Origin of the sequence: Pseudomonas sp. Cab53, from assembly GCF_018325965.1 — a bacterium.
GTDB lineage: Bacteria > Pseudomonadota > Gammaproteobacteria > Pseudomonadales > Pseudomonadaceae > Aquipseudomonas > Aquipseudomonas chlororaphis_E.
On record NZ_AP021902.1, the window covers coordinates 4,073,481 to 4,099,573 of the forward strand.

21 protein-coding genes and 2 pseudogenes are annotated in these 26,093 nt (G+C 63.8%); 15 read left to right on the forward strand and 8 right to left on the reverse strand.

Translation table 11 applies throughout. From position 1 onward, the window contains the following. The first annotated feature begins 435 nt into the window (after nucleotides 1-435). Nucleotides 436-1,587: a M14-type cytosolic carboxypeptidase gene (locus tag KI241_RS17700; RefSeq protein ID WP_042729070.1), complete on the forward strand. Its 1,152-nt coding sequence runs from the start codon at nucleotides 436-438 to the stop codon at nucleotides 1,585-1,587. Between the two features lie 58 nt (nucleotides 1,588-1,645). Here KI241_RS17700 and KI241_RS17705 read toward each other — a convergent pair whose 3' ends face one another. Further along, nucleotides 1,646-2,182, reverse strand: coding sequence for a cytochrome b (locus tag KI241_RS17705; RefSeq protein WP_042729071.1), 537 nt, complete (start codon nucleotides 2,180-2,182; stop codon nucleotides 1,646-1,648). After that, on the reverse strand, nucleotides 2,179-3,261 hold the full coding sequence (locus tag KI241_RS17710; RefSeq protein WP_212802818.1) for a catalase family peroxidase: 1,083 nt from the start codon (nucleotides 3,259-3,261) through the stop codon (nucleotides 2,179-2,181). The genes KI241_RS17705 and KI241_RS17710 overlap by 4 nt, the downstream gene beginning before the upstream one ends. Nucleotides 3,262-3,428: 167 nt before the next feature. Between KI241_RS17710 and KI241_RS17715 the strand changes: the two genes are divergently transcribed. Together KI241_RS17715 and KI241_RS17720 are read left to right on the forward strand one after the other, a co-directional pair. Next, entirely contained in the window at nucleotides 3,429-3,935 is a 507-nt protein-coding gene (locus KI241_RS17715) for a sigma-70 family RNA polymerase sigma factor (RefSeq protein WP_042729073.1), read from the forward strand. Next, nucleotides 3,932-4,684: an anti-sigma factor gene (locus KI241_RS17720; RefSeq protein ID WP_047739182.1), complete on the forward strand. Its 753-nt coding sequence runs from the start codon at nucleotides 3,932-3,934 to the stop codon at nucleotides 4,682-4,684. The genes KI241_RS17715 and KI241_RS17720 overlap by 4 nt, the downstream gene beginning before the upstream one ends. Nucleotides 4,685-4,833: 149 nt before the next feature. Here KI241_RS17720 and KI241_RS17725 read toward each other — a convergent pair whose 3' ends face one another. Beyond that, entirely contained in the window at nucleotides 4,834-5,670 is an 837-nt protein-coding gene (locus KI241_RS17725) for an IclR family transcriptional regulator (protein WP_042729075.1), read from the reverse strand. Nucleotides 5,671-5,914: 244 nt separating this feature from the next. Between KI241_RS17725 and KI241_RS17730 the strand changes: the two genes are divergently transcribed. The 8 genes and pseudogenes from KI241_RS17730 to KI241_RS17765 all read left to right on the forward strand — a co-directional run bounded on the left by KI241_RS17730 (nucleotide 5,915) and on the right by KI241_RS17765 (nucleotide 14,031). Then, on the forward strand, nucleotides 5,915-6,940 hold the full coding sequence (locus KI241_RS17730; protein WP_212802819.1) for an ABC transporter ATP-binding protein: 1,026 nt from the start codon (nucleotides 5,915-5,917) through the stop codon (nucleotides 6,938-6,940). After that, nucleotides 6,937-7,806, forward strand: coding sequence for an ABC transporter permease (locus KI241_RS17735; protein ID WP_123579794.1), 870 nt, complete (start codon nucleotides 6,937-6,939; stop codon nucleotides 7,804-7,806). Before KI241_RS17730 ends, KI241_RS17735 begins: the two co-directional genes overlap by 4 nt. A gap of 6 nt (nucleotides 7,807-7,812) precedes the next feature. Further along, nucleotides 7,813-8,606: pseudogene (locus KI241_RS17740) on the forward strand (ABC transporter permease). A 7-nt stretch (nucleotides 8,607-8,613) separates the two neighbouring features. Next, nucleotides 8,614-8,904, forward strand: coding sequence for a (2Fe-2S)-binding protein (locus KI241_RS17745; RefSeq protein ID WP_042729079.1), 291 nt, complete (start codon nucleotides 8,614-8,616; stop codon nucleotides 8,902-8,904). Between the two features lie 172 nt (nucleotides 8,905-9,076). After that, a complete protein-coding gene (locus tag KI241_RS17750) occupies nucleotides 9,077-10,432 on the forward strand; it encodes an NAD(P)/FAD-dependent oxidoreductase (protein ID WP_212802820.1) in 1,356 nt (451 codons plus the stop codon). Further along, the gene (locus KI241_RS17755; protein ID WP_042731915.1) at nucleotides 10,429-11,544 is read left to right on the forward strand and encodes an FAD-dependent oxidoreductase; all 1,116 of its coding nucleotides are present in this window, start codon (nucleotides 10,429-10,431) and stop codon (nucleotides 11,542-11,544) included. Before KI241_RS17750 ends, KI241_RS17755 begins: the two co-directional genes overlap by 4 nt. A 17-nt stretch (nucleotides 11,545-11,561) precedes the next feature. Beyond that, entirely contained in the window at nucleotides 11,562-12,608 is a 1,047-nt protein-coding gene (locus KI241_RS17760) for an ABC transporter substrate-binding protein (protein ID WP_047739185.1), read from the forward strand. A 103-nt stretch (nucleotides 12,609-12,711) separates the two neighbouring features. Next, nucleotides 12,712-14,031: a leucine-rich repeat-containing protein kinase family protein gene (locus KI241_RS17765; protein WP_042731917.1), complete on the forward strand. Its 1,320-nt coding sequence runs from the start codon at nucleotides 12,712-12,714 to the stop codon at nucleotides 14,029-14,031. A gap of 42 nt (nucleotides 14,032-14,073) precedes the next feature. Here KI241_RS17765 and KI241_RS17770 read toward each other — a convergent pair whose 3' ends face one another. Continuing rightward, nucleotides 14,074-14,778 carry a YebC/PmpR family DNA-binding transcriptional regulator gene (locus tag KI241_RS17770; RefSeq protein WP_047739186.1) on the reverse strand — a complete coding sequence of 235 codons (705 nt, stop codon included), beginning with the start codon at nucleotides 14,776-14,778 and terminating at the stop codon, nucleotides 14,074-14,076. A 217-nt stretch (nucleotides 14,779-14,995) separates the two neighbouring features. Here KI241_RS17770 and tssI point away from each other — a divergent pair, with 217 nt between their 5' ends. Both tssI and KI241_RS17780 read left to right on the forward strand, forming a co-directional pair. Further along, nucleotides 14,996-16,399 (forward strand): type VI secretion system tip protein TssI/VgrG, encoded by a 1,404-nt coding sequence (gene tssI / locus KI241_RS17775; RefSeq protein ID WP_212802821.1) that lies wholly within the window; start codon nucleotides 14,996-14,998, stop codon nucleotides 16,397-16,399. 101 nt (nucleotides 16,400-16,500) lie between these two features. Next, nucleotides 16,501-17,049 carry a cytochrome b gene (locus KI241_RS17780; protein WP_042731920.1) on the forward strand — a complete coding sequence of 183 codons (549 nt, stop codon included), beginning with the start codon at nucleotides 16,501-16,503 and terminating at the stop codon, nucleotides 17,047-17,049. Between the two features lie 7 nt (nucleotides 17,050-17,056). On the opposite strand, the gene KI241_RS17785 is transcribed toward KI241_RS17780, so the two are convergent. After that, complete coding sequence (locus tag KI241_RS17785; protein ID WP_212802822.1) at nucleotides 17,057-17,965, reverse strand: pyridoxal-phosphate dependent enzyme; 909 nt, start codon at nucleotides 17,963-17,965, stop codon at nucleotides 17,057-17,059. A gap of 198 nt (nucleotides 17,966-18,163) precedes the next feature. Next, on the reverse strand, nucleotides 18,164-20,203 hold the full coding sequence (locus KI241_RS17790; RefSeq protein ID WP_047739189.1) for an NADPH-dependent 2,4-dienoyl-CoA reductase: 2,040 nt from the start codon (nucleotides 20,201-20,203) through the stop codon (nucleotides 18,164-18,166). Between the two features lie 347 nt (nucleotides 20,204-20,550). Here KI241_RS17790 and KI241_RS17795 point away from each other — a divergent pair, with 347 nt between their 5' ends. Together KI241_RS17795 and KI241_RS17800 are read left to right on the forward strand one after the other, a co-directional pair. Continuing rightward, nucleotides 20,551-21,681, forward strand: coding sequence for a carbon-nitrogen hydrolase family protein (locus KI241_RS17795; RefSeq protein WP_212802823.1), 1,131 nt, complete (start codon nucleotides 20,551-20,553; stop codon nucleotides 21,679-21,681). A gap of 2 nt (nucleotides 21,682-21,683) precedes the next feature. Next, a complete protein-coding gene (locus KI241_RS17800) occupies nucleotides 21,684-22,721 on the forward strand; it encodes an AraC family transcriptional regulator (protein ID WP_042727834.1) in 1,038 nt (345 codons plus the stop codon). A 301-nt stretch (nucleotides 22,722-23,022) separates the two neighbouring features. Here KI241_RS17800 and KI241_RS17805 read toward each other — a convergent pair whose 3' ends face one another. Next, a complete protein-coding gene (locus KI241_RS17805; protein WP_042727835.1) occupies nucleotides 23,023-23,880 on the reverse strand; it encodes a DUF2242 domain-containing protein in 858 nt (285 codons plus the stop codon). Nucleotides 23,881-24,103: 223 nt separating this feature from the next. Then, a pseudogene (locus KI241_RS17810) lies at nucleotides 24,104-25,974 on the reverse strand (SurA N-terminal domain-containing protein). Nucleotides 25,975-26,093 lie beyond the last annotated feature (119 nt).

Here is a 26,093-nt window from a genome sequence, read left to right on the forward strand (position 1 = left end):
CGATGCGATAAAACCATTTGACTTGCAAATGATAATGATTATTATTGCATCAACTGATCGCGAGATCAGTCGATATTCCAGAAGACCTTGGTCGGACTTCTGGAATATCTCCTCATCAGGCTAATCACGGTTTTTGACCCGGCTTTTTGCCGGGTCTTTTTTTGCCGATTTTCGGCTTATGGCTTCAGGCTAATGAAGTCTTTGGGTGTCGCTGAATCTGTTGGCGGCGATGATAGCAAATGAACATCTATTTTCAAGCATCCCAGTCCGCGCAAGCCGAAACGATCGACTGCCAGCACTTGAGAATCAATTGCGGACTCTCTAATCTGATTCGGCGTCCAGGGAGGACGCCCCCGCTCTTTGCTTGATGTAAATCGTCCTGACTTTCCCTTCCCAGCGTGTAAAGTAACGGCCATAAAATCCTGTTCAGGAATCGTGACCGTGGCTAAATCTTCCTTCGATATCAGCGCCAACTTCGACAGCGGCAACATTGAAGTCGTCGACATCAGCAACCCGTTGCAGTCGCTGCTCAAGATCCGGCCCGATACCCGCAGCCCGCATTTGCAGTGGTTCCACTTCAAGGCCAGCGGCCTGCATGTCGGCCAGGAATATTCCTTCCGCCTGCTCAATGCCAGCCAATCGTCGTACAACAAGGCGTGGACCGGCTACCAGACCGTCGCGTCCTACGACCACGTCAACTGGTTCCGCATTCCGACCCAGTTCGAGGGCGACGCCCTGCGCTTTCACCTGGAAGCCGAACAGCCCCACGCCTGGTTCGCCTACTTCGAACCCTACAGCCGTGGTCGTCACGACTGGCTGATCGAACAGGCACTGCACAAGGCCGGCACCGAGCTGCTGGCCGTGGGCAAGAGCGTCGAAGGCCGTGACATCCAGCTGCTGCGCAAGGGCAATGGCAGCGACGGCCGGCGCAAGATCTGGATCATCGCCCAGCAGCATCCCGGCGAACACATGGCCGAGTGGTTCATGGAAGGCGTGATTGAGCGCCTCCAGCACACGGATGATGCGCAACTGAACCGGCTGCTGGACAAGGCCGACCTGTACCTGGTGCCTAACATGAACCCGGACGGCGCATTCCATGGGCACCTGCGCACCAATGCCAATGGCCAGGACCTCAACCGCGCTTGGCAGAACGCCAGCCCGGAGATCAGCCCCGAGGTGTTTTTCGTACAGCAGCAGATGGAAAAGTACGGCGTCGACCTGTTCCTGGACGTGCATGGCGACGAGGAAATCCCCCACGTCTTCACCGCCGCCTGCGAGGGCAACCCCGGCTACACCCCGCGTATCGCCCACCTTGAAGAACGCTTTCGCAGCCACCTCAAGCACCAGACCAAAGACTTCCAGACCACCCACGGCTACGTCCGCGACGAACCGGGCCAGGCCAACATGACGCTGGCCTGCAACGCGGTCGGGCAGAAATACGACTGCCTGTCACTGACTCTGGAAATGCCGTTCAAGGACCACAACGATCATCCGAACCCGCTCACCGGCTGGTCCGGCAAACGCTCGATGCAGTTGGGCAAGGACGTATTGAGCACCCTGGGCGATTTGGTCGACGAGTTACGCTGATCCTGCGCCGGTCCCCATGATCGGTGGCGAGGGAGAGAACGCCCTCGCCACCGATGTTTCAACCCTTGCCGCGCAACATACTGTCCAACACCTCGTCCCGACGTACCCAGGCGTGAAACAACGCCGCCGCCAGGTGCACCAGCACCGTCAGGAACAACAGGTAAGCCAGGTAGCCATGAGCCTTGCGCAACAGGGCGAAGGTCTGCGCATGCGCGGGCAGGATCGACGGCAGTTGCAGCCAATGGCCGAGCATCACCGGGTCACCCGCCGCTGAAATCATGCCCCAGCCCAACAGCGGCAGGACCAGCATCAAGGCGTACAACAGCACATGCGAAGCCTTGGCCGCCAGCACCTGCCAACCCGGCAGATCGGCCGGCAGCGGGGGTTGCCGAGTGCAGAAACGCACCACCAGGCGCACGATCACCAGAAGCAGAATCGCGATGCCCAAGGGTTTGTGCAGTTGCAGTAACCATTCATGACGTTCGGACACCGAGGCGACCATGCCGGCGCCGATGAACAACATGGCGATGATCATCAGCGCCATCAGCCAGTGCAGCAGTCGGGCCAGCGGAGCAAAGTGACGAGGGGCGCTCATGGGCGGGCCTCCTGGGTGGCGGGCAGTTGGCTCACTTCGCTGGTGCGCCGCAGGTAGGAAGTGGCGTACGCAGCGGAGCGCGCCGCCAACAATGGATCATCGGACCCTTCGATGCCGGCTGGCAGGATCAGCGGGTCATAGTTGATATCGCGGCACTCGCCCTGGTCCTGCGCCTGGGAGCGTTCCAGCACCAGCGTACCGGCATTGATCACCTTGCGCTCCGTCGGCCAGGGCTTGCTGGCATCGTTCACCGGGTCGCCCGGATCGGCCAGGGTCATCCTCAACTGCCAACGCAGTGGCCCGGCCGCGAGCCGCTTCACCAGATCCTGCTCAAGGAAATCGGCCCCCTGGGGCAGCGTCGCATCCGCGGCGTCCTGGCTCTGCGGCACCACGCCCCAGCGCACCGCCTGGCGCTGGCCGGCAGGGTTGACCAGGTAAAAGGCATTGAGGCCGTTATAGGTCTCGGTGGCATAACTGGCCGATGGCTTGGCGGTCTTGATCCATTGCAGGAACGGCGTGGCCTCCGGGTGCGCGGCAAAGAACGCCGGCGCCGCGGCAGGGTTCGGTTTTCCCGTGGCCGGATCCGGCGATTGAGCCTGTTGCAACTGGTAGAACGCGTCGGGCGTGCCCACTGGGAATACTGGCATGCTGTTCATGCCGGTGCGCCATTGCTGGCCGTTTTCCTGGGTGAACCGCAGCGCCAGGCTGCGAATCGGGACACTCGCGTCCGGTGCATACGGGTTGCCGCTGGGCAAGGCGAAACGCCCGACCACTGGCGTGCGCGGCTGCGTGAAGACCTGGGCACTGGAATAGGCCGCGGCCTCGCCACTGCTTTCAAAATAACCCGCCACGCAGACACCTTTCGAGTGATTGCGGCGAAAGCCCGGATGCATGCCGTTGTTTTTTTCCAGCACGTTGACCAAGGCATTGGGCGTCAGACGCTGTGGGTCGAGGGTGCCGTTGACGTAGGCAAAAGCCCCGGCCAGCGCCGCGACAATCACGCCAATGCCGGCCAGGCGCAGGGTCAGGCCGGCGGCACCCAGCGGCGGCCTGCTCGATGAGGAGGAAGGGTCAACCATGACGAAGCTCCAAGGCTCAAGGCCGTTTGAGGAAATGGACCCGTCAGACGAAGGGCCAGCAGGTTTATTCCCACGCCTCGTATTTATTTTTCCTGCACTGGAATAATCTCGTTCGTGGGTCGTCTTTCCAGTCCCGGCGCAGTGACTGCCCCAGAAGCCACACTCCCATGAACGAATTCGATGAACAGTTGCGCGAACTCATCCCCAGGCTCCGGCGCTTTGCCGTGTCGCTGACGCGCAACCCGAGCAACGCCGACGACCTGGTGCAGGCATGCCTGGAACGGGCGTTGTCAAAATGGGGCGACAAGCGTCCGGAAGGCGACCTGCGGGCCTGGCTATTTTCGATTCTCTACCGGCAGTTTCTCGATGCCCATCGCCGTTCCCGACGGTATGCACGCATGCTCGAGTTTTTCACCGGCCGCGAGGAGGCCCACCCTTCGGCCGAACGCAGCGTGATCGCGCAGGCGTCCCTGCAGGCTTTCGATCAACTGACGACCGAACAGCGTGCACTGTTGCTGTGGGTCTCGGTGGAAGGCCTGAGCTATCAGCAAGTCGCCGACATCCTCGGCGTGCCGACCGGCACGGTGATGTCCCGGCTGTCCCGCGCTCGCCAGGCCTTGCGCCAACTCAGCGATGGCGAAATCACCCGCCCTGCCCTGCGGATACTCAAATGATCAACATGCCCCCCAACGACAACGACCTGAACGCCTACGTCGATCGCCAACTGAGCGAAGCCGACCGACGCCTGGTGGAAACCTACCTCGCCCATCATCCCGAAGTCGCCGCCCGGGTCCGGGCCTGGCAACAGGACGCGCAACACTTGCGCACGGCCCTCGGCAGCACGCTGCAACAACCGGCCAATCCAGCCCTCGACCCGGCGATGATTCGCCGGCGCCTCAATCACCGGCTCCGGCGTCACCTGGCCAGCGCGGCGGTATTGCTGTTGGCCGTCAGCGTCGGGGGATTCAGCGGCTGGCAGGCGCGGGAGATGACCCTGCTCAGAAGTGCCGCGCCCATGGCCGACGCCTTGCAGGCGTACCGCCTGTTCGCCCAGCAAGGCGTCTTGCCGGCCGATTACCAGACGGGCGATGAGCACAGCATGCAAGCCTGGCTCGACCGCTATTTCACCCAGGCCAACCGCCTGCCGGACCTGTCGAATGCCGGCTTCAAGCCGGTCAGCGGCCGCCTGCTCAGCACCGAGCAAGGCGCTGCGGCCATGGTGGTCTACCAGGACCCGACCGGGGAAAAGATCAGCTTCTACGTGCGCCCACCAGGCCCGAAGAATTTCCTGCTGCCGCGCGGTAGCCGTCGCGACGGCGAACTGCAGGCCGAGTACTGGTCCGGGCCGGGGTACAACTACGCGATGGTCATCCCCAGCGACACGCCGACAACGCAGCGGCTCAAACAGACCCTGAACTTCTGATCACGACGGGGAAGTCCTGAACCACGGATGCCACCGCCCTGCTCTGTGGAAGCGAGTCTGCTCGCGAAGGCAATGTGTCAGCCAACCTCATTGTGTTGCGACCATCGCCTTCGCGAGCAAGCTCGCTTCCACAAGGAGCCCGGACGGCCTCAACCCTGTCCAAACACCTGCGAAGGCCGGCGCAGCAGTGGGTCGAACGGGTTGATTCGCGGCCCGATCGACGCCGCCTCACGCTTGAGCATTTCCACCACCGTCGGCAGGCGATCAGGGCCCAGGCGGTCGCTGATCGTCGCCACACTCAAGGCCGCCACGGCTCGGCCATCGCGGTCCAGGATCGGCACCGCCACGCCGGCCATGCCCTGCAGCACGCCGGTGTTGCGCCCGGCGTAACCCTGGGCACGCACGTTCTCCACTTCCGAACGCAGGAAGACTTCGTCGTACAGGTGGAAATCCTTGAGCCGCGGCAGGTTGTAATGAATCACCGTGTCGCGCTCTTCCTCCGGCAGGAACGCCAGGATCGCCAGGCTGCCCTGGCCCACGCCGAGCGCCACCCGGCCACCGATGTCGCCGGTGAACGTGCGGATCGGGAACGGCCCTTCACTGCGGTCCAGACAGATGGCATCGAACCCGCTGCGGGCCAGCAGGAACAACGAATCCCCCAGGGACGCCGACAGCCGCAGCATGGCCGGCCGCACCAGTTCGCGCAGATTGCCGGTGTTGCCTGCGCGGGCGGCCAGGGCGAAGAAGTCCAGGCTCAGCCGGTAGCGCTTGGTGCGCGCGTCCTGCTCGACCATGCCCTCGTCCATCAGGCTGCGCAACAAGCGATGGGTCGTCGGCTGAGACAACCCGATGCGCTGGGCCAGCTGGGTCACCCGTTCGCCACCCTCGACGGTGTCGCCCAGGCTGCGCAACACGGCGAACAGCCGGGAGACAGCGCCTACGCCCACTTCACTCTTTTCATTATTCCGATCAGTGGAATTATTCATTCAATATCCATGCAAGAAATTTACTCAACGAATGAAACTGAAAATAGTCATCGCCTCAATGAAATAGATCATTGAGCCCATCCTATTCTTCGTCCTACTCTGCGTCCATACAGGGGCGATTCGAACAACAGCGGCAGCCGACCCACGTCGAGCGCCAACGCACCCGCAGCACTTTTTTCGTATCTGCCCATACAAAAAAGCGCGCCTTACGGCGACGCATAACAATTCCAGGTGGAGCGCAGCGATGGCTTTCGTGCAACTTGAAGGACTTGGCAAACGTTACGGCGACATCGACGCCGTGGTCGCCACCGACCTCTCGGTGGACAAAGGTGAATTCGTCTCCCTGCTCGGCCCCTCCGGCTGCGGCAAGACCACCACGTTGCAAATGATCGCCGGCTTCGTCGAAGTCAGCAGCGGGCGCATCCTGCTGGACGGCCGCGATATCACCCACGCCAAGCCCGCCAGTCGTGGCCTGGGAGTGGTTTTCCAGAGCTACGCCCTGTTCCCCCACATGACCGTCAGGGATAACGTCGCCTTCGGCCTGCGCATGCGCAAGGTGCCCCAGGCGGACCTGCAACAACGGGTCGCGCGGGTGCTGAAACTGGTGCGCCTGGACCTGCACGCCGACCGTTATCCCCGGGAATTGTCAGGCGGCCAGCGCCAACGCGTGGCCCTGGCCCGGGCGCTGGTGATCGAACCCCCGGTGCTGCTGCTCGACGAACCGCTGTCCAACCTCGACGCCAACCTGCGCGAGGAAATGCAATACGAAATCCGCCGCATCCAGCGCGAAGTCGGCATCACCACGTTGATGGTGACCCACGACCAATCCGAAGCCTTGTCCATCAGTGACCGCGTCGTGGTGATGCAGGCCGGGCGCATCACCCAAGTCGACGCGCCCTACACCCTCTACGAACACCCGCGCACCGAATTCATTTCAGGCTTCGTCGGCAAAGCCAACCTGCTGCCCGGCGAGCGCGACAGCAACGGCGTCGTCCAGGCCTCGCTCCACGGCCAGGGCGACCTGACGCTGAGCCTGCGCCCGGAAAAAATCGACCTCTGCCCCGCCGGCTCCGGCCGACTGCAAGGCACCCTGGCCAGTCGCTTTTTTCTTGGCAGCCAATGGCTGTACGGCGTCTCGACCAGCCTCGGCGAACTGTGCGTGGTGCGGCGCAACGACGGCGGAGCACCACTGGCCGAAGGCACGGCGGTGGGCCTGGACTGGGACCCGGCGTTGCTGCGGGTGCTGAGCCACGACGAGGTGTCGGCGTGAAGTGGATCGCGGCCATGCGCCGCGCACGCAACGGCTACCTGATGTCTGCGCCCGCCCTGGCCTTGTACCTGGGCTTGCTGGTCGTCCCGCTGGGCCTGACGCTGGTGCTGTCGTTCAATGTCTTCGACTACGGCTCGGGCATCGACAGCAATGCCTACACCGTCGACCACTACGCCAGCCTGCTCGGTGACCCGTACTTCTACGAGATCTTTTTGCGCACCTTGTGGATCAGTGCGCTGACCACCCTCCTGTGCGTGCTCATCGGCGTGCCCGAAGCCTACGTTCTCAGTCGCATGGGCGCGCCGTGGCGCTCGATTTTCCTGATCCTGATCCTCACGCCATTGCTGATATCCGTGGTGGTCCGCGCCTTCGGCTGGAGCCTGCTGCTCGGCGCCGACGGCCTCGTCAATCAGACGCTGCAGGCCTTCGGTGGCTCACCGATGAAACTGCTTTACACGCCGTTTGCCGTGGTCATTGCCCTGGTCCACGTGATGCTGCCGTTCATGATCATCCCGGTTTGGACCTCGCTGCAGAAACTCGATCCCGCCGCCGAACAGGCCGCGCTGTCGCTGGGGGCGAGTCAGTTCACGGTGATCCGTCAGGTGGTGCTGCCACAGATCATGCCCGGCGTGCTGTCGGGCACGCTGATCGTGTTCGGCCTCGCCGCCAGCTCGTTCGCCATCCCCGGATTGCTCGGCGGGCGTCGCCTGAAAATGGTCGCCACGCTGATCTACGACCAGTACCTGTCGGAACTCAATTGGCCCATGGGGGCCGCCATCGCCGTCGCGCTGCTGCTGCTCAACCTGCTGATCATGCTCTCGTGGAACCGCATGATCGAAGGCCGCTACAACAAGTCATTGGGGTAATTCGTCATGTCCAGGAACGGTCCTTTCGCCCTGTTGTTCCATGCCTTGGTGGTGGTGTTCATGCTCGCGCCGCTGGTGGTGGTGTGCCTCGTGGCCTTCACCCCGGAAAACACCCTGAGCCTGCCGACCACGACGTTTTCGTTGCGCTGGTTCCGCGCCGTGTTCGAACGCGCAGACTTTGTCGATGCGTTCTACAACAGCCTGATCCTGGCGTTCTGCGCCGCCTCGCTGGCCACGGTGATCGCGGTGCCGGCGGCCCTGGCGATCACCCGGCTCGAATTCCCCGGCCGGGACTTCTTCAACGGCCTGTTCCTGTCGCCGATCATCATTCCGCACCTGGTGCTGGGGTGGCGCTGCTGCGTCTGTTTGCCCTGATGGGCGTGAATGGCAATTTCACCTGGCTGATCTTCGCCCACGTGCTGGTGATCACGCCGTATGTACTGCGCCTGGTGCTCGCCTCGGCCATCGGCCTGGACCGCAGTGCCGAGCAGGCCGCGCAATCGCTGGGGGCCGGGCGCTTTACGCTGTTTCGGCAAATCACCCTGCCGATGATTCTGCCGGGGGTGGCCGGGGGCTGGTTGCTGGCGTTCATCAACAGTTTCGATGAGGTGACGTTGTCGATCTTCGTCACCTCGCCGGCCACGCAGACCTTGCCGGTGCGCATGTACGTCTACGCCACTGAATCCATCGACCCGATGATGGCGGCGGTATCGGCCCTGGTCATCGCGCTCACGGCACTGACGATGATTCTGCTCGATCGGGTCTATGGCCTGGATCGGGTCCTGGTAGGTAAGCAATGAGGGCGCCATGGCTCTGCTGAAACGACTGGCCGAAGGCGACCGCCCGGCCCTGCACTTTACCCTCGACGGCGCACCGGCCACCGGCCTGTTGGGCGACACCCTGCTCACGGCCGTGTTGACCTGCAGCGACCACCTGCGCGGCAGCGACTTCAGCGCCGAACCCCGGGCCGGCTTCTGCCTGATGGGCGCCTGCCAGGATTGCTGGGTCCGCCTGGGCGACGGCCGCCGCGTCCGAGCCTGCTCGACCCTGCTCGAAGCAGGCCATCAGATCAGTCGTGAACCGGGGCGGCGCGTATGAGCGCCGCCTTCGTTGAATGTGCCGCCGCCTTCGCGGGCAAGCCCGCTCCCACAGGGAATGGGTGGCGAACACAGCATCGAGGATCACCACTAGATCATTGTGGGAACGGGCTTGCCCGCGAAGGCGGCTTCACCCGCGCCGCAAATCCCCACCCCCAACCGAGGAGGTGGCCATGAAACCCATCGCCATCATCGGCGCGGGCCCGGCCGGTATTCGTGCTGCGCAAACCCTGGTCGCCCACGGTGTCTACCCCGTTCTGCTGGACGAGGCAGCCCGCGGCGGCGGACAGATCTATCGGCGCCAACCGGCCAATTTCAAGCGCTCGCCAGCCAAGCTCTATGGCTTCGAGGCGCAAAAGGCCAATGCCCTGCACCAGACCCTCGACGACCTGCGCGAACAGCTCGATTACCGTCCCGACACACTGGTATGGAACGCCGAGGGCGGTCTGCTGGACACCTTGCACGAAGGGCGCGCCGAGCGCCTTGAATACGCCAGCGTGATCGTCGCCACCGGCGCCACCGACCGCATCCTGCCCGTGCCGGGTTGGACCTTGCCGGGGGTGTACAGCCTCGGCGCGGCGCAGATCGCCCTGAAGTTCCAGGGCTGCGCCATCGGCGAGCGGGTGGTGTTCGCCGGCAGCGGACCGCTGTTGTACCTGGTGGCGTATCAGTACGCCCGCGCGGGCGCCCAGGTGGTCGCCGTGCTCGACAGTTCACCGCTCAGCGCCCAGGTCCGCGCCCTGTCCGGCTTGCTGGCTCAGCCCGTCACCCTGGCCAAGGGGCTGTATTACCGCGCCTGGCTGACGGCCCACGGCATCAAGGTGCTGCAAGGCGCCCGCCTGTCGCGCATCGACGGCACACGCCAGGTGCAATCGCTGCGCTGGCACAACGCCAAGGGCGAGCACACCCTCGAGTGCGACGCGGTGGCCTTCGCCCATGGCTTGCGCAGCGAAACCCAGCTGGCCGACCTGCTCGGCTGCGGGTTTTCCTGGAACCCCCTCAACCGCGCCTGGCTGCCGCAACGCGACGGTGCCGGGCGTAGCAGCGTCCCCGGGGTCTACCTGGCCGGCGACGGCGCCGCCATCATGGGCGCCGACGCAGCGGAAATGGCCGGGGAGCGCGCCGCCTTGGCCCTGCTCGAAGACCTTGGCTACCGGATCGATTCGCAGCGCTGCCACCAACTGGAGCAGGCCCTGGAGCGCATCGGCCGGTTCCGGCAAGGCCTGGAGCGCGCATTTGCCTTCCCCGAAGGCTGGGCCGCCGACGCCGCCGATCAGCTGATGATCTGCCGCTGCGAAGAAGTCAGCGTCGGTGATATTCGCCGGGTGGTGGGCGAAGGCCATTGGGAGATCAACCGGGTCAAGGCCCATTGCCGGGTCGGCATGGGCCGGTGCCAGGGCCGTATGTGCGGCGCCGCGGCGGCGGAAATCATTGCCTGCGAGAGTGGCCGCCCGGTCTCCGACATCGGCCGCCTGCGGGCCCAGGCGCCCATCAAACCCGTGCCGTTCGGCCTGGAGGTGGCGCCATGAACGACGTCGACGTAGTGATCATTGGCGGCGGCATCGTGGGCGCCTCGGCCGCGTTGTTCCTGAGTCGGGCCGGACGCCGGGTGGCGCTGCTGGAGCGGGATTTCTGCGGGTCGCACTCAAGCGGCGTGAACTACGGTGGCGTCAGGCGCCAGGGTCGTCCCTTGTCGCAACTGCCGTTGTCGCAACGGGCCCATGAAATCTGGAGCCAGCTCCCCCAGTTGATCGGCATCGACGGCGAGTACCAGCGCAGCGGCCACCTGAAACTGGCCCGCAGCCTCGACGATCTTCGCGCCCTGCACGACTACGCCGCCAGCAGCCAGGGCTTCGGCCTCGACCTGCAACTGCTCGATCGCGATCAATTGCGTGCCCGCTTCCCGTGGGTCGGCGCCGTGGCGGTCGGGGCATCGCTGTGCCCGGATGACGGCCACGCCAATCCGCGCCTGGTGTCGCCGGCCTTTGCCCAGGCCGCCCGCCGGCACGGCGCACAAGTGCACGAACAATGCGCCGTCGACAGCGTGGACCATGACGGCCATCGCTTCACCGTTCAAACCCGGCCTGGCTTGGTGCTCCATGCGCCCTGGTTGCTGAACTGCGCCGGAGCCTGGGCGAGCCACTTCGCCGCGCAATTCGGCGAAGCGGTGCCGATGCACGCCGGGCATCCGGCAATGTTGGTCACCGAACCCCTGCCCGTGGTCATGGATGCCAGCACTGGCGTCGAAGGCGGCGGGATTTACGCACGCCAGGTCGCACGGGGCAATTGTGTCCTGGGCGGCGGCCAGGGTTTTGCCCTGGACGAAGCGCGCGCCCGGCCCGGGCAGAATGCCGTGGTCGAAATCCTGCGCCAGGCCGTGGAACTCTATCCATTTTTGGAAGGCGCCCAGGCGATTCGTACCTGGAGCGGCACCGAAGGTTACCTGCCCGATCGCCAGCCGGTGATCGGCCCCAGCAGCACCCAACCCGGCCTGTTGCATGCGTTCGGCTTTGCCGGCGCCGGCTTCCAGATCGGCCCCGCGGTGGGCCAGGCGCTCACCGAGATCATCTGCAGCGGCGCGTCGAGCACGCCGCTGGATGCGTTTTCCATCACCCGGTTTCACTCCATCTCCGTTGCTTGATAGAGGAAGGTCGCGCCATGAATAACGTCAAACGCACTGCACTGCTGGGTTGTGCCTGCTTGAGCGCATCGCTCACCGCCGGCCAGGCATACGCCGAGCCAACGCTTTACCTGGGCATGAACGGCGGCACCATGGAACGGCTCTACGCCGACAAGGTCCTGCCGGCCTTCGAGAAAGCCAACAACGTCAAGGTGGTGATCGTGCCCGGCACGTCCGCCGACATCCTGGCCAAGGTCCAGGCCAGCAAAGGCAACCCGCAGATGCACGTGATGTTCCTCGATGACGGCATCATGTACCGCGCCATCTCCATGGGGCTGTGCGACAAACTCGAAGACAGCCCGACCCTGGCACAGATCCCGGCCAAGGGTCGTATCAAGGACCAGGCCGTGGCCGTCAGCCTCGGGGTGACGGGGCTGGCCTACAACACGCGGCTGTTCAAGGAAAAGGGCTGGAGCGCGCCGACCTCCTGGATGGACCTGGCCGACCCGCGCTTCAAGGACAAAGTGGTGTTCCAGTCGATGGCCTCGTCGACCTTCGGCCTGCACGGTTTCCTGATGTTCAACCGGATCCAGGGCGGCAGTGAAAATGACGTCGAACCGGGCTTCAAGGCCTGGCCGAACACCGTCGGGCGCAACGTGCTGGAGTACATTCCAAGCTCGGCGAAGATCTCTGAAATGCTGCAGACCGACGAAGCGGCGCTGTTCCCGCTCACGCCGACCCAGGTGACCGCGCTGAAACTCAAGGGCATGCCGGTGGAATACGCGCAGCCGAAGGAAGGCGCGGTGGTCCTCAACGTCGCCGAATGCACCATCGCCCAGAACACCCAACCCGAACTGGCGCAGAAACTCGCCGCCTTCCTGCTGACGCCTGAAGCCCAGGCCATTGCCCTGGAAGAAGGCGACCAGATCCCGTCCAACCCCAACACCCCGACCACCGACAAGACCCGTGGCCAGGTACAAGCGATGAAGCAATACCTGGAAACCGCCATTGCCGTGGACTGGGACCAGGTCAACGAACAGCGCCCCGCCTGGAATGCGCGGTGGAACCGCAGCGTCGAGCGCTAACCGGTATGGCGCGTGTGGCGAGGGGATTTATCTCCCTCGCCACAGGGTTTTGTAACAGAATAGCGGGCATCAGACGCTTCTGGATCGACAGCGACCGCTCCCCATGGATACCCTCACACGACTTCGCGCCGGCCAGCTCTCGGGCGTCACCCGCCTGGACCTGGCCTGCGGCCTGACACAGTTTCCCCCGGAAATCTTCGACCTGGCCGACACGCTCGAGATCCTCAATCTCAGCGGTAACCAGCTCGACGCGCTGCCCGACGACCTGCATCGGCTGACCCGTCTACGGGTGTTGTTCTGCTCGGACAACCGCTTCACCGAACTGCCCGAATGCCTGGGTCGATGCGACGCATTGACCATGGTCGGTTTCAAGGCCAACCGCATCGAGCGTGTCACGGGCGCCGCCCTGCCGCCGAAGTTGCGCTGGCTGATCCTGACGGACAACTGCATCAGCCAGTTACCCGATGAGCTGGGCCAACGCCCGGACCTGCAAAAACTGATGCTGGCCGGCAATCGCCTGCGCCAGTTGCCGGCCAGCCTGGGCCAGTGCCAACGTCTCGAGCTGCTGCGCATCGCCGCCAATCAATTGGACGAACTGCCGCCCGGCCTGCTGCAACTGCCGCGCCTCAGCTGGCTGGCCTACGCCGGCAACCCGCTGGAAACCCAGGCCGACCTCGCCGCATTGAGCACCACGACGCCCATTGACTGGTCGCAACTGACTCTGCAACACACCCTGGGCGAGGGTGCATCGGGCGTGATCCATCAAGCGCTGTGGCAGGCCCCGGGCCAGGCGCCTCGGACCGTCGCGGTGAAGCTGTACAAAGGCCAGATGACCAGCGACGGCTCGCCCCTGCATGAAATGCATGCCTGCATCACCGCGGGCCGGCATCCGCAGTTGATTGAGGTGTTGGGCCAGGTCGTCGGGCATCCCGAGCAACAGGCCGGGCTGGTGATGGCGCTGATCGAGCCCCGCTACCGCAACCTCGCCGGGCTGCCGAGCCTGGCCTCGTGCACCCGTGACGTGTACGCGGACGAATTGCGCCTCGATGCGCCCGCTGCCTTGCGCATCGCCCACGGCATCGCTGCGGTGGCAGCCCACCTGCACCGCCAAGGCATCACCCATGGCGATCTGTACGCTCACAACATTCTTTTCAATGACCAGGGCGACTGCCTGTTGGGGGATTTTGGCGCAGCGTCGTTCCACGCCACCACCGACACCGTGCAGACGCGTGCCCTGCAACGCATCGAAGTGCGTGCCTTCGGGATCTTGTTGGGGGAACTGCTGGCGCGCATCGAGCCGACGCCCGAGGGGGCGATGCAGGCAACGTTGCAAGGCTTGCAGTCACGTTGCTGCCAGCCGGAGGTGCTGGCGCGACCGGGTTTCGAGGAGATTGAAGCGCTTTTGAGCGGCTTGAAACGCTGACCATGGCGAGGAAGCATGCTCCCTCGCCACTCAAAGGGCTGCTTACCCCGCCAACCCGACAAACATGTCCTGTACGTCATCGTGGTTGTCGAGGCCTTCGAGGAAGGCTTCGACTTCAGCCATCTGCTCGTCGGTCAGGCCGCTGACCGGGTTTTTCGGCTGGTAGCCCAGCTTGGCCGACAGCACCGTGAAACCCTGCTCCGGCAAGGCCTTCTGCACGGCGTCGAGGTCGGCAGGGTCAGTAAGGAACAGGGTCGCGCCCTCTTCGCCCGGCTCGAAATCCTGGGCACCGGCCTCGATGGCGGCCAGTTCCGGATCGGCATCCGGGCTGTCCGGCGCGGCTTCGATCATGCCCACATGGTTGAAGTCCCACGCCACCGAACCCGAAGCCCCCAGCTGGCCCTTGCGAAAGGCCACACGGATCTCGGCAACGGTGCGGTTGATGTTGTCGGTCACGCACTCAACGATCAGCGGCACCTGGTGCGGCGCGAAACCCTCGTAGGTGACACGGTGGTACTGCACGGTTTCACCGAGCTGGCCCGAACCTTTCTTGATCGCACGTTCCAGGGTCTCGCGGGGCATCGAGGCCTTTTTCGCCTGCTCGACCACCAGGCGCAGGTGCGCGTTGGTCGCTGTATCGGCGCCGTTGCGCGCGGCAATGGTGATTTCCTTCACCAGCTTGCCGAAGATCTTGCCCTTGGCGTTCGCAGCCGCTTCTTTGTGTTTAACCTTCCACTGTGCGCCCATCACTCACTCTCTTGTCTGACGCGCCGAGACATCTGCTGGCCGGCGCTGTGGCGCCAGTTTATACGGCCTAAACCGGCTGATCGACCAAAAAATTCGGCCTGCTGGATCGACATTTGCGCAGCATCTTGTAGGGCCTTTCTGAAATAGCGCCGCACAGGCCCCGTTCCCGTCCACGGTTTCGTACCCTCTGCGCTTCTCCCCGCCAGTAAGAGCCGCGATGCGCAACGACATGGAAAGTCCTTTCAGCCTGACCTTCACGCAAAGCGATTTGCAGCTGCAAGTGCTACGGTTCAACGGCCGCGAAGCCCTCAACCAACCCTACCGCTTCAACCTCGAACTGATCAGCCTGGCGCCACCGATGAACCCCGACACGCTGCTGGGACAACCGGCCTTCCTGCGCCTGGACGCCGAATCGGGCATCCACGGGGTCGTCCACAGCGTCCACCTGAGCGCGCCCGCGTCCCATCGCATCGGCTATCGGGTGACGCTGGTGCCTTATCTCCAGCGCCTGGAACAAGGCCCACGGCGGCGGGTGTTCAACCGGCTCAGCGCCGTGCAGATGCTGCAGCGCCTGCTGGACGACCACGCCCTGCCCACCGACAGCTACCGCTTCGAACTGCCCCATGGGCAATACCCGCGCCGTCCGTTCTGCATCCAATACGAGGAAAGCGACCTGGCCTTGCTGCAACGGCTGTGCGAGGAAGAAGGCATCCACTACCACTTTGAGCACAGCCCCCAGGGCCATGTCCTGGTGTTTGCCGAAGACCCGCAGAGCTTTCCCCCTGCGCCGCTGGCATTGCCCCTGCGGCCGGACGCCAGCGCGGAGCCGGCGATCCAGCGGTTGTACCTGCGCCACCAGCCCATGACGCCCACCCCGCCCGGCGGGTTCAGCGACCGGGCCATGGGCGAGACCGAGGCCTTCGCCGCCAACCACGCCTTTGACAGCCCGGCTCACCAGGCCCTGCGGGGCGACCCGGCCCTGACTCACCGTCACCAGGCCGGTCGTCGCCACCTTGAACGGCTACGCTGCCGGCAACGGGAGATCCATGGCCAAAGCACCCAACCGGCCCTGCGTGGCGGCCACCTCGTCCAGGTCGACGAACACCCGGTGTCAACCTTCAACGATCAATGGCTGATCGTTGACGTGCAACATCGCGGTCGACAGTTTTCCATCCTCGAACCGAACCTGCCCGCCACCCCATCGACCCGGCAGTACCGCAACCGATTCACCGCCATTCCCTGGTCCACCGTGTTCAGGCCCGCCCTCAGGCATCCCAAGCCCCGCATTCCTGGCTATCACCTGGCCCACGTGCTCGGCCACGCCGGCCAACCGGCCAGGCCCGATGAACACGGCCAGGTCAGTGTCAGCCTGTGGGCGCCGGACCAGGAAGCCATCGCCCTGCCGGTGTCGCGATTATCGCTCGGCACTCCTCCTGTACTGACGGCGGGTAGCCGGGTGCTGGTGAGTTTTCTCGACGGCGATCCCGACCGGCCGGTGCTCTGTCCCGGCGTTTTCGACACCGGCGCCGGCTCGACCGCCGCACCGCAATCACCACAGCACACACCGGATGCCGGGCTGCTTTTGGACTGGCTTCTGAACCCGCCCGACCTTGCTCCCTGACAAAACGTGATCCAGCACAAGCAAACCCAGCGAAACGGGCTTACAGTAAACACAACGCCGCAAAAGACGGCGCTCTACCCTGATTGTTGGAGATACCTGCAATGCCCTGGAAAAACTCAGAAAGCCGCTACAGTACCGTCACGGTCACCTTGCATTGGTTGATGGTGGTCCTGCTGGCCGTGGTTTATGCCTGCATCGAGTTCCGTGGAATCTTCCCCAAGGGCAGCGGCGGTCGAACCCTGATCAAGGAAGCCCACTTCATGCTCGGCCTGACGGTGTTCCTGCTGGTCTGGCTGCGCCTGTTCGCCCGCAGCATGGGCAAGGCGCCGGCGATCTTCCCGGCATCGCCTGTCTGGCAGACCTTCCTCGCTCGCCTGATGCACTGGGCCCTGTACCTGTTCATGATCGCCATGCCGCTGCTGGGCTGGCTGATCACCAGCGCCGAAGGGCATCAGGTCATGTTCTACGGTTTCGACCTGCCGCTGATCACTCATCAGGACAAGGATTTCGCCAAACAGCTGGAGGGCTGGCACGTGCTGGGTGGCACCATCGGCTATTGGTTGATTGGCCTGCATGCCCTGGCGGGGCTGTATCACCACTACGTGGTGCGCGACAACACGCTGCTGCGGATGATGCCCAAGCGCGGCTGAAGACGGTCTATTCGAGCCCCCGGCGGCCTTGCAAGCCGCCGGTGTGCACAAAGATCAGGCGCGTACCTCGGGCGAACCGCCCGGCTTCGACCTGAGCCTTGAGCAGCATCAGCGCCTTGCCGGTGTACAGCGGTTCCAACTCGATGGCGCCCGTGGTCGAAATGAAGTCGCTGAGCTGGGCATCGACCCGGGCAAAACCGCCGCGGCTGCCGTCGAGCAGTTCATAACGCGCCCGAGTCAGCCCGGCCGCCGTCACGATGCGCTCGACCTGCGGCGCCACCCCGTGGTTCTCGGGCACGGCCAGCACCCCATACACCGGGCGCTCCCCCGCTTCGGCCAGCACCAGCCCCGCCAGCGACGTCCCCGTGCCGCACGCCAGCCACCAGCCGTGATAATCCGCCCACCCCAATCGCGCCAGTTGTTCGCGGACACTGGCCACCCACGCCATGCAACCTTGGGCGCCGGCCAATCCTGAGCCGCCTTCGGGCACGGGATGCAACTGTGGATAACGCGCCTGCCAGGGCCCCCAGAAATCCGCCGCGTGGCGCTCGCGGTAGCCGCCATACCCCAACCAATGCAATTGCATGCCGAACGCGTTCAGGTCCCGCACCGTGGGCGTGTCCATGGGGTGACCGCGCAGCAGTCCGAGCGTCGGAAAGCCGAAGCGCTTGCCGGCAGCCGCCAACGCATGCAGATGATTGGAATAGGCCCCGCCCAGGCTCATCACCCCCTCGGCTCCCGCCTCCTGCGCCTCGCGCAAATGATGCACCAGCTTGAACCATTTGTTGCCGCTGATCAGCGGGTCGATCTGGTCCAGGCGCAACACCGCCACTTCAACACCGGCGAGGGCGAGCCAGTCGAGGGGCAAGGGGTCAAGTCGAGGTTGGGGATGCCAGTCGAGGGCGGGAAGCAGCATGGCGGCAGGCCGAAGAGAAAGACGCCGGAATCTTAACAGCTTGGCCGCAACGGGCCGGACAATACACAAACCTGAGGGAACGAACCGGCTCGCGAAAACGCTTGGTCAGTCACGATTGCAGTGACTGATTGGACGCCTTCGCAAGCAGGCTCGCTTCCACACATGGAGTCAGGTGAGCCCGCCCCCCATGGACAGACCTTACAACTGCGCCGCCAACCGCGACCCCTGGTTGATCGCGCGCTTGGCATCCAGCTCCGCGGCCACATCGGCACCGCCGATGAGGTGAACGGTCTGCCCCGCCGCTTCCAGGCCTTGCTGCAATTCACGCAGCGGATCCTGGCCGGCGCAGATCACGATGTTGTCCACCGGCAGCACTTGAGGCTCGCCGGCTTCACCGATGCGAATATGCAGGCCCTGGTCGTCGATCTTCAGGTATTCGACGCTGTTGAGCATCTGCACCTGCTTGTTCTTCAGGCCCGTGCGGTGAATCCAGCCGGTGGTCTTGCCCAGGCCGTCGCCAACCTTGGAGGTCTTGCGCTGCAACAGGAATACCTGGCGCGCCGGGGCATGGGGTTCGGCCTGGATCCCGGCCACACCACCGCGGGCCTGAAGCCGTGTGTCGATCCCCCACTCCTTCCAGAATGCCTCGCGGTCCTGGCTCGTGGCGACGCCCTGATGCACCAGGAACTCCGACACGTCGAAGCCGATACCGCCAGCGCCGATCACCGCGACGCTGCGGCCCACTGGCTTGCGCTCCAGGATCACGTCCAGGTAGCTCAACACCTTGGCATGCTCCACACCGGGAATCGCCGGCACGCGCGGCGCAATGCCAGTGGCCAGGATGATCTCGTCATAACCGCCGTCCACCAGGGTCGCCACATCCACCCGAGTGTTGAGGCACAACTCGACATTCGTCGTCTGCAACTTGCGATTGAAGTAACGCAGGGTCTCGTAGAACTCTTCCTTGCCCGGTACACGCTTGGCGACGTTGAACTGGCCGCCGATTTCGCTGGCCGAATCGAACAGGGTCACCTGGTGGCCCCGCTCGGCCGCCACGGTAGCAGCGGACAACCCGGCCGGCCCGGCCCCCACCACGGCGATCTTCTTCACCTGGGTCACCGGCAGGTAGTTGAGCTCGGTTTCATGGCACGCCCGCGGGTTCACCAGGCAACTGGTGAGCTTGCCGCCAAAGGTGTGGTCGAGGCAGGCCTGGTTGCAGCCGATGCAGGTGTTGATCTCATCCCCACGCCCCGCCGCTGCCTTGTTGACGAACTCCGGGTCTGCCAGAAACGGCCGCGCCATGGAGACCATGTCGGCATCGCCTTCGGCCAGGATCTGCTCGGCCACTTCCGGCGTGTTGATCCGGTTGGTGGTGATCAGCGGAATGCCGACCGAACCACGCAACTTGGCCGTGACCTTGCTGAACGCGGCTCGCGGCACCTTGGTGGCGATGGTGGGAATCCGCGCCTCGTGCCAGCCGATACCGGTGTTGATGATCGTCGCGCCAGCCTGCTCGATGGCCTTGGCCAGTTGGACGATCTCGTCCCAGGAACTGCCACCCTCCACCAGGTCGAGCATCGACAGGCGAAAGATGATGATGAAATTCGGGCCCACCGCTTCGCGTACCCGGCGAACGATCTCCACCGGCAGGCGCATGCGGTTTTCATAGCTGCCACCCCAGCGGTCGGTGCGGTGGTTAGTGTGGGCGGCCAGGAACTGGTTAATGAAATACCCTTCCGAGCCCATGATCTCGACGCCGTCGTACTCGGCCTGCTGGGCCAGCACCGAACAGGTGACGAAATCGCGGATCTGCTTCTCGATGCCCTCCTCGTCCAGCTCCTTGGGCTTGAACGGGTTGATCGGCGCCTGGATCGCGCTGGGCGCCACTTGCTTGGGGCTGTAGGCATAGCGCCCGGCGTGGAGAATCTGCATGCAGATCTTGCCGCCGGCCTCGTGCACGGCGCGGGTCACGATCCGGTGCTTGAGGGCTTCTTCTTCGGTGGTCAGCTTGGCCGCCCCGGAGTAGACGCCGCCCTCATCATTCGGCCCGATCCCGCCGGTGACCATCAGGCCCACGCCGCCTCGGGCACGCTCGGCGAAATACGCCGCCATGCGTTCGAAACCACCCGGTTTTTCTTCAAGACCGGTGTGCATCGAGCCCATCAGGGTACGGTTGCGCAAGGTGGTAAAACCCAGGTCCAACGGAGCCAGCAGGTGCGGGTAATGGGCGGCGGTCATCGGTAACTCCACAACGGGCGATCACGGAAAAGGTGGAAGCTCTGCGGCCTCCCTCAGTCATGCCCCACAGCCTAAGAGCCGGACTGCGAGCGCTCAATGACCGTAACTGACAACTTCATGATCCAAATGTGCAGCGCGTGGACCACTGGCGCCTGAGGCCCATCTGCACTGCCCCTGGCAAGGGCGCTTGGCCCCGGAGGGCTGTGAAGCTCGCGCTTACCTGCCGGCGGCCACCCCCTCTGCATACGCCTGCATGCACTTTGGAACATGTGCATCCTTTGGCGAATGGCCGGTTTTACCGTACCCTGCGCCGTAATAACCGCACACGGCCGCTGACTGTTTACCCCATGCGCAAATTTCTGTACCTGCTGTTTTCCCTGGCCTTGGTCGCCGTCCTGATCACCTATGCACTGTGGACGGCGGATCGGCCGGCGGGTCATTACCTGTCGGACCTGCGCATCAACCTGGCAGTCGACCAGGGCACGCCCGCCGACCGCGGCAACCTGCTGGGCATCCAACCCGAACTGTTCCCCACCGATTACCAGACCCCCGAGCGCCTGCACCGCAAACTGGCGGCCTACCTGCAGGCCGCGCGCGAGCAGGGTTTGCTCAACGAAAAAACCATCGTGGTGTTGCCCGAGCACATCGGCACCTGGCTGATGGTCAGCGGTGAAAAGGACGAGCTGTACCAGGCCACAACCTTCAAGGAAGCCATGAACTGGCTGGCGGCGAGCAATCCACTGGCGTTTATCCGAGCGCTGCTCAGCACCCACGGCGAGAACCGCCTGGACGATGCCTACCTGCGCATGAAAGCCCAGCGCATGGCCCACGACTACCAGGCGCTGTTTGGCGGGTTGGCCAAGGAGTTCGGCGTCACCCTGGTGGCCGGCTCCATCATTCTCCCCGAGCCCAGCGTCAGCGAAGATACGCTGAAGGTGGGCGCAGGCGCGCTGTACAACAGCAGCCTGGTGTTCGGCAGCGATGGCCTTCCGATGGGCCAGCCACAACGCCAGCGACATCCGGTGTTCGAGCAGCGGGACGTGTTGGAGGCTGATCGCCCGGACGCCATCCATGTCGTCGACACCCCCGCCGGGCGCCTGGGCGTACTGATCGGCAGCGACAGCTGGTACCCGGTCCACTACCGACAGCTCAACGAGCTGGGCGCACAACTGATCGCGGTGCCCGCCTTCGTCATCGGGCGCGATACCTGGGACAAACCCTGGAGCGGCTATAAAGGTCTGTCCACGCCCAGCGAAGTGAGCCTCAAGCCCGGTGAAACCAGCGAAGGCCAGGCCTGGCATCGCCTGACATTGACCAGCCAGTTGCCCATCAGCCAGGCCCGAGGCGGCGTCAGCGTGTTCCTGCGGGGCCAGTTCTGGGACAGTGGCAGCAGCGGCCAAAGCTTCATCAGCCACGACGGCCAGCATTTCCCCGATGGCCAGGCCCGTGGCGCACGCCTGCTGAACCTTTGGCTGTGACCATGAAGCCGCAACCGATGCGCCTCGGGGATTTATCGGTGGGCTTCGTCCATAGCCTGGCAGACGCGATCGCCAGCCATGGGCATGATCCCCAACCGTTGCTCGAACAGTACGGCCTCGATGCCACGCGCTTGGCCGAACCCGGCGCACGCCTGTCGATCCCTCGTTATATGCGCCTGGGTCACGCCGCCATCCAGCAGACCGGCAACCCGGCCCTGGGCCTGCGCATGGGCCAGCTCAGCCGATTGAGCCAGGCTGGGCTGGCAGGTGTTACCGCCGCCCAGGCACCCACCGTGCGCGAAGCCGCCCGCTGCCTGATCCGCTTCGAGCCGCTGTACGGTTCCAACTACCGCGGCCAATCCAGCTTCCACGAGGATGCCCGGGGCGCCTGGCTGCGGTTCTATTCCATCAGCCCGTACAACGCCTACAACCGCTTCGTGGTGGATTCGATCGTCGCCGGCTGGCTCACCCAACTGTCCAGCGTGAGCGGCATCGCGCTGCGACCGGAGCGCATCGACATCGAATTCGAAGAGCCGGCGTACCTGGAAGCCTACCGCGTGCTAGGCGACGGCCCGATCCAGTTTGGCGCCGAGCAGAATCAACTGCGCCTGGGCCTCGACAGCCTGGCCCAGCGAAACCCGCAGCATTGCCCCAGTACCTGGCAACACCTGGTTCAGTTGTGTGAACGGGAATTGGAACAGCTGACCCGCACCCGCAGCCTGCGCGAGCGCATCATCCAACTGTTGGGACCCTTGCTTAACGGTGGCCGGGAGCCCGACCTGGAAGAAGTGGCGGCGCGCCTGAAGCTGCCCACCTGGACCCTGCGCCGCAAGCTGGCCGAAGAAGGTACGCAGTTTCGCGCCATCCTCAACGACACACGCCGCGACCTGGCCATGACTTACATTCGCGATACCGAACTGGCGTTCGGTGAGATCGCCTACCTGTTGGGGTTTGCCTCAGCCGAGGCATTCCAACGAGCCTTCAAGCGCTGGAACGCACAAACGCCGGGAGAGTTCCGGCGCAGCCACAGGGCACATTGAGTCCAAGCGCCCGTGTAGGGTTCATGCTGTGCCGAGGGCTTACAGCTCCGTTGCATCTTCGGCAGGCTCCAGCGGGTCCAGTTCGTACGCCTGGTATTCCAGCAGCTCTTCCTGGTAATCGTCCATTGCGTGTCCTTCCCCTTTCATTGAAACCAATGCCTGATGGCCTTGGAGTCAGAATAAAGCTGCTTTATGAATAAAACATGAAGCCTAGGCTTCATGTTTTAAACGTAGCACAGCGCCGGGAAATTAGCGCAAGCAGGTGTAACAGCACGTGCCAGGCTGACCACCCACCTCAATATCAAGGAAGCGGCTGGATGGCCTCGGTTGGCGGTGGCAGGTCGCTGGCCGGTGGCGGCGTGATGACCTCCATCGTCGACTCCGGTGCTACCGAGGGTGCGTATTCGGCGGGCGCAATCGGCGCCGGTTCGCTTGGCGGGGCCACCGGTTCGGACGCGGCCGGAACGGTGTCCGCCGGCGCGGCGTTATCCGTCGGCGTGGTCGGTGCGGGCGCGGGCGCCGGTTGCGGCTCGGCGGCCGGCGCAGGGGCCAGCGCAGCCGGTTCCGCCTTGGGTTCCGGCATCCCCAGTTCAGCTTTCGGCTTGTCGGCATTCTCGACGTTCTTCTTCGCCTCGGGCGGCAAGAACACCTCCACCAAGGCAAAGAAGCGCTCATAGAACTTGGCCGCCGAGACGGTTTCGCTGGCGACCTTGACCATCGCATCATCGGACGAACCGATCGGCATCGACACCGAACCCAACACGCCGACGCCCAGGCTCGCAGAGTTGTTGGTCTTCTTCAGGGCATAGCGGTCCTGCAAGGCGTTGGCGAACATGGTCGCCCGATGCCCCGGCCCACCGTCTTCGGCACAGACCAGGTTGAAACTGATCTCCAGGTGGGTTTCACCGGTCTGCTGGAAGCTCTTGTGGCCACTGACCAGTTTCGGATCGCTGCTGGTGATGATGTAGCCCTGGCTGAGCAACGCCCGACGCCCGGCCTCACAGGTCGCCGTGTCGCTGACGGGATAGGTGCGCGAGAACGTACCGGAATCATCGAAGCTCTCGTGCTCGTAAATCGCGGTTTTCTTGGACGAGCAACCGGCTGCGGCGACCAGCGCCAGTGCAAGCCCGAGTGTGCGCATTTGAAATGATGTGAACATTGAACATCCTGAGGAAAACGATCCGGGGCGTATTGTGCAACAGAACGCGACCTGACAGCGTGAGTAATCTTGTTTCAAGGGGGTTACAAGTCTACTGAGGGTTGTTTGCAGGAAAAAGACGCCAATCCAGTGGATCGACGAACGCCCCTTCGAAAGCAACAAGCGGATACAAAAAGACCCCGGCGTTTCGGCCGGGGTCTTTTTGTAGGCAACCGTCAAGGCATCAGAAACGCTTGATGTCCGCCTGGCTTTCCAACTGCTTGCGATAGGCCGCAAAGTCCTGCTGGCCGGCACGCGATGCAAGGTAGCGACGGTACTCGGCTTTCTCTGCATCGGTCGGAGCCGCTGCTTCGTTGACGCCGTTCAGGCGTACAACCGCCAGGCTACCGTCGGGCAACGTCACGCTGGTGAACGTCGGCTTGTCCTTCGATTCCGGCTTGGGCATGCGGAACAGCGCCTGCAATACCGCAGGGTCGATGCCCTCCTGGTTGCGATTCGCCGCTTCGGTGACTTTCCAGGCCTGGCCGTCGACAGGCTTGTCCAGGGCAGCCTTGCCATCGCGCAGGTTGGCGATCAGCTCATCCGCCTTGGTCTTGGCAGCCGCGCTGGCGTGTTCCTTGGCCAGTTGGGCACGAATCGGGCCGGCCACGCTTTCGAGCGGCAACTGCTCAGGCTTGCGGTGCTCCTTGGCACGCAGGACCACGACCGTCTCGGGATCCAGCTCGATGGCGGTACTGTTGGCACCCTCCTCCAGCACTTCGGGGCTGAACGCGGCAGTGACGACGGCACGGTTGGCCGCAATCCCTTCCCCGCCTTCACGGCCGAACGGGGCCGAGGTGTGGACCGTCAGCTTCAGGTCCTGGGCTGGTTGAGCCAGATCGGAGGCTTCGAACGAGGCATCTTCCAGTTGCTTGGTCGCCTCGACGAAACGCTGCTCGACCTGCTGGGTCTTCAGCTCGCGGGTCAGCTTGTCCTTGAGGCTGGCAAAGGTCGGCACTTCAGGCGCTTCGACCCCAACAGCTTGATCAGGTGAAAACCGAAGTCGGTGCGCACCGGTGCCGAAACCTGATCCTTGGTCAAGGCATACAGCGCCTTCTCGAACTCGGGATCGTAGACACCCGGACCTGCATAACCGAGGTCACCGCCGTTGTTCGCCGAACCCGGGTCCTGGGAAAACTCCTTCGCCAGGGCTTCAAACGACTCGCCCTTGGCCAGGCGTGCCTGGACCTCTTCGATCTTCGCCTTGGCCTGGGCTTCGCTGACCTTGTCGTTCACTTCGATCAGGATGTGAGCGGCACGACGCTGTTCGGACAGGTTGGCGATTTCCTTCTGGTACGCCGCCTGCAGGTCTTCATCCTTGACGCTGACCTGGTCGAAGAACGCGGCCTTTTTCAGTTCGAGGTAATCAATGACCACCTGGTCAGGCGTCATGAATTCCTTGGCGTGCTTGTCGTAGTAAGCCTTGACCTCGTCGTCGGTCAACTTCACGGCTGACGGGTCGGCCTTGATGCTCAAGGTGGCAAAATCACGGGTCTGCTTTTCCAGGCGGGCGAAGGCCAGTACCTGAGCGTCGGTGACGAAGCCGCTACCTGCCAGGCCTGCGCGCAACTGACCGATCAGCATTTCCTGGGCCAGCATCTGGCGGAACTGCATCCGGTTGTAACCCAGTTGGCGGATCACCTGGTCGAAACGTTCGGCGCTGAACTTGCCATCGACCTGGAACTCAGGCGTTTGCAGGATCACTTGATCCAGCGCGGCTTCGGAGAAGGCGAATTTCGCATCGTGTGCGCCTTGCAGCAGCAGCTTGCGATCGATCAGGCCCTTGAGCGCCGAATCACGCAGCATCTTTTCGTCCAGCAGGGAGGCGTCGAAATCCTTGCCCAGCTGTTGCATGAGCTGGCGGCGCTGCATGTCGACAGCCTGACTCAGCTCGTTCTGGCTGATGTTCTCGCCGTTGACCTTGGCCGCTTCATTGCGGTTGGAAGAGGCTTGGAAAATGGCATCGAAACCGGTCAACGCCATCAACGCGACGATGACCCCGATGATGGTTTTGGCAATCCAGCCTTGTGAATTGTCCCTGATATTCTGCAGCATGCGTCCCCCAGAAACGGTTGAACTTCAAATTTAGGCAACCGTGGAGCGTGGGTAGAATCCGGATAGAAGAAAGGCGCATCCGAGGATGCGCCTTCTCGTAACTGGCGGAGCGGACCAGA

Coding starts and splice junctions, on each gene's coding strand:
- KI241_RS17805 (WP_042727835.1), bottom strand. CDS start 23,880: ATGTTCACATCATTTCAAATGCGCACACTCGGGCTTGCACTGGCGCTG.
- KI241_RS17710 (WP_212802818.1), bottom strand. CDS start 3,261: ATGGTTGACCCTTCCTCCTCATCGAGCAGGCCGCCGCTGGGTGCCGCC.
- KI241_RS17745 (WP_042729079.1), top strand. CDS start 8,614: ATGGCTCTGCTGAAACGACTGGCCGAAGGCGACCGCCCGGCCCTGCAC.
- KI241_RS17755 (WP_042731915.1), top strand. CDS start 10,429: ATGAACGACGTCGACGTAGTGATCATTGGCGGCGGCATCGTGGGCGCC.
- KI241_RS17730 (WP_212802819.1), top strand. CDS start 5,915: ATGGCTTTCGTGCAACTTGAAGGACTTGGCAAACGTTACGGCGACATC.
- KI241_RS17760 (WP_047739185.1), top strand. CDS start 11,562: ATGAATAACGTCAAACGCACTGCACTGCTGGGTTGTGCCTGCTTGAGC.
- KI241_RS17765 (WP_042731917.1), top strand. CDS start 12,712: ATGGATACCCTCACACGACTTCGCGCCGGCCAGCTCTCGGGCGTCACC.
- KI241_RS17720 (WP_047739182.1), top strand. CDS start 3,932: ATGATCAACATGCCCCCCAACGACAACGACCTGAACGCCTACGTCGAT.
- KI241_RS17790 (WP_047739189.1), bottom strand. CDS start 20,203: ATGACCGCCGCCCATTACCCGCACCTGCTGGCTCCGTTGGACCTGGGT.
- KI241_RS17750 (WP_212802820.1), top strand. CDS start 9,077: ATGAAACCCATCGCCATCATCGGCGCGGGCCCGGCCGGTATTCGTGCT.
- tssI (WP_212802821.1), top strand. CDS start 14,996: ATGCGCAACGACATGGAAAGTCCTTTCAGCCTGACCTTCACGCAAAGC.
- KI241_RS17800 (WP_042727834.1), top strand. CDS start 21,684: ATGAAGCCGCAACCGATGCGCCTCGGGGATTTATCGGTGGGCTTCGTC.
- KI241_RS17780 (WP_042731920.1), top strand. CDS start 16,501: ATGCCCTGGAAAAACTCAGAAAGCCGCTACAGTACCGTCACGGTCACC.
- KI241_RS17705 (WP_042729071.1), bottom strand. CDS start 2,182: ATGAGCGCCCCTCGTCACTTTGCTCCGCTGGCCCGACTGCTGCACTGG.
- KI241_RS17770 (WP_047739186.1), bottom strand. CDS start 14,778: ATGGGCGCACAGTGGAAGGTTAAACACAAAGAAGCGGCTGCGAACGCC.
- KI241_RS17785 (WP_212802822.1), bottom strand. CDS start 17,965: ATGCTGCTTCCCGCCCTCGACTGGCATCCCCAACCTCGACTTGACCCC.
- KI241_RS17715 (WP_042729073.1), top strand. CDS start 3,429: ATGAACGAATTCGATGAACAGTTGCGCGAACTCATCCCCAGGCTCCGG.
- KI241_RS17795 (WP_212802823.1), top strand. CDS start 20,551: ATGCGCAAATTTCTGTACCTGCTGTTTTCCCTGGCCTTGGTCGCCGTC.
- KI241_RS17725 (WP_042729075.1), bottom strand. CDS start 5,670: ATGAATAATTCCACTGATCGGAATAATGAAAAGAGTGAAGTGGGCGTA.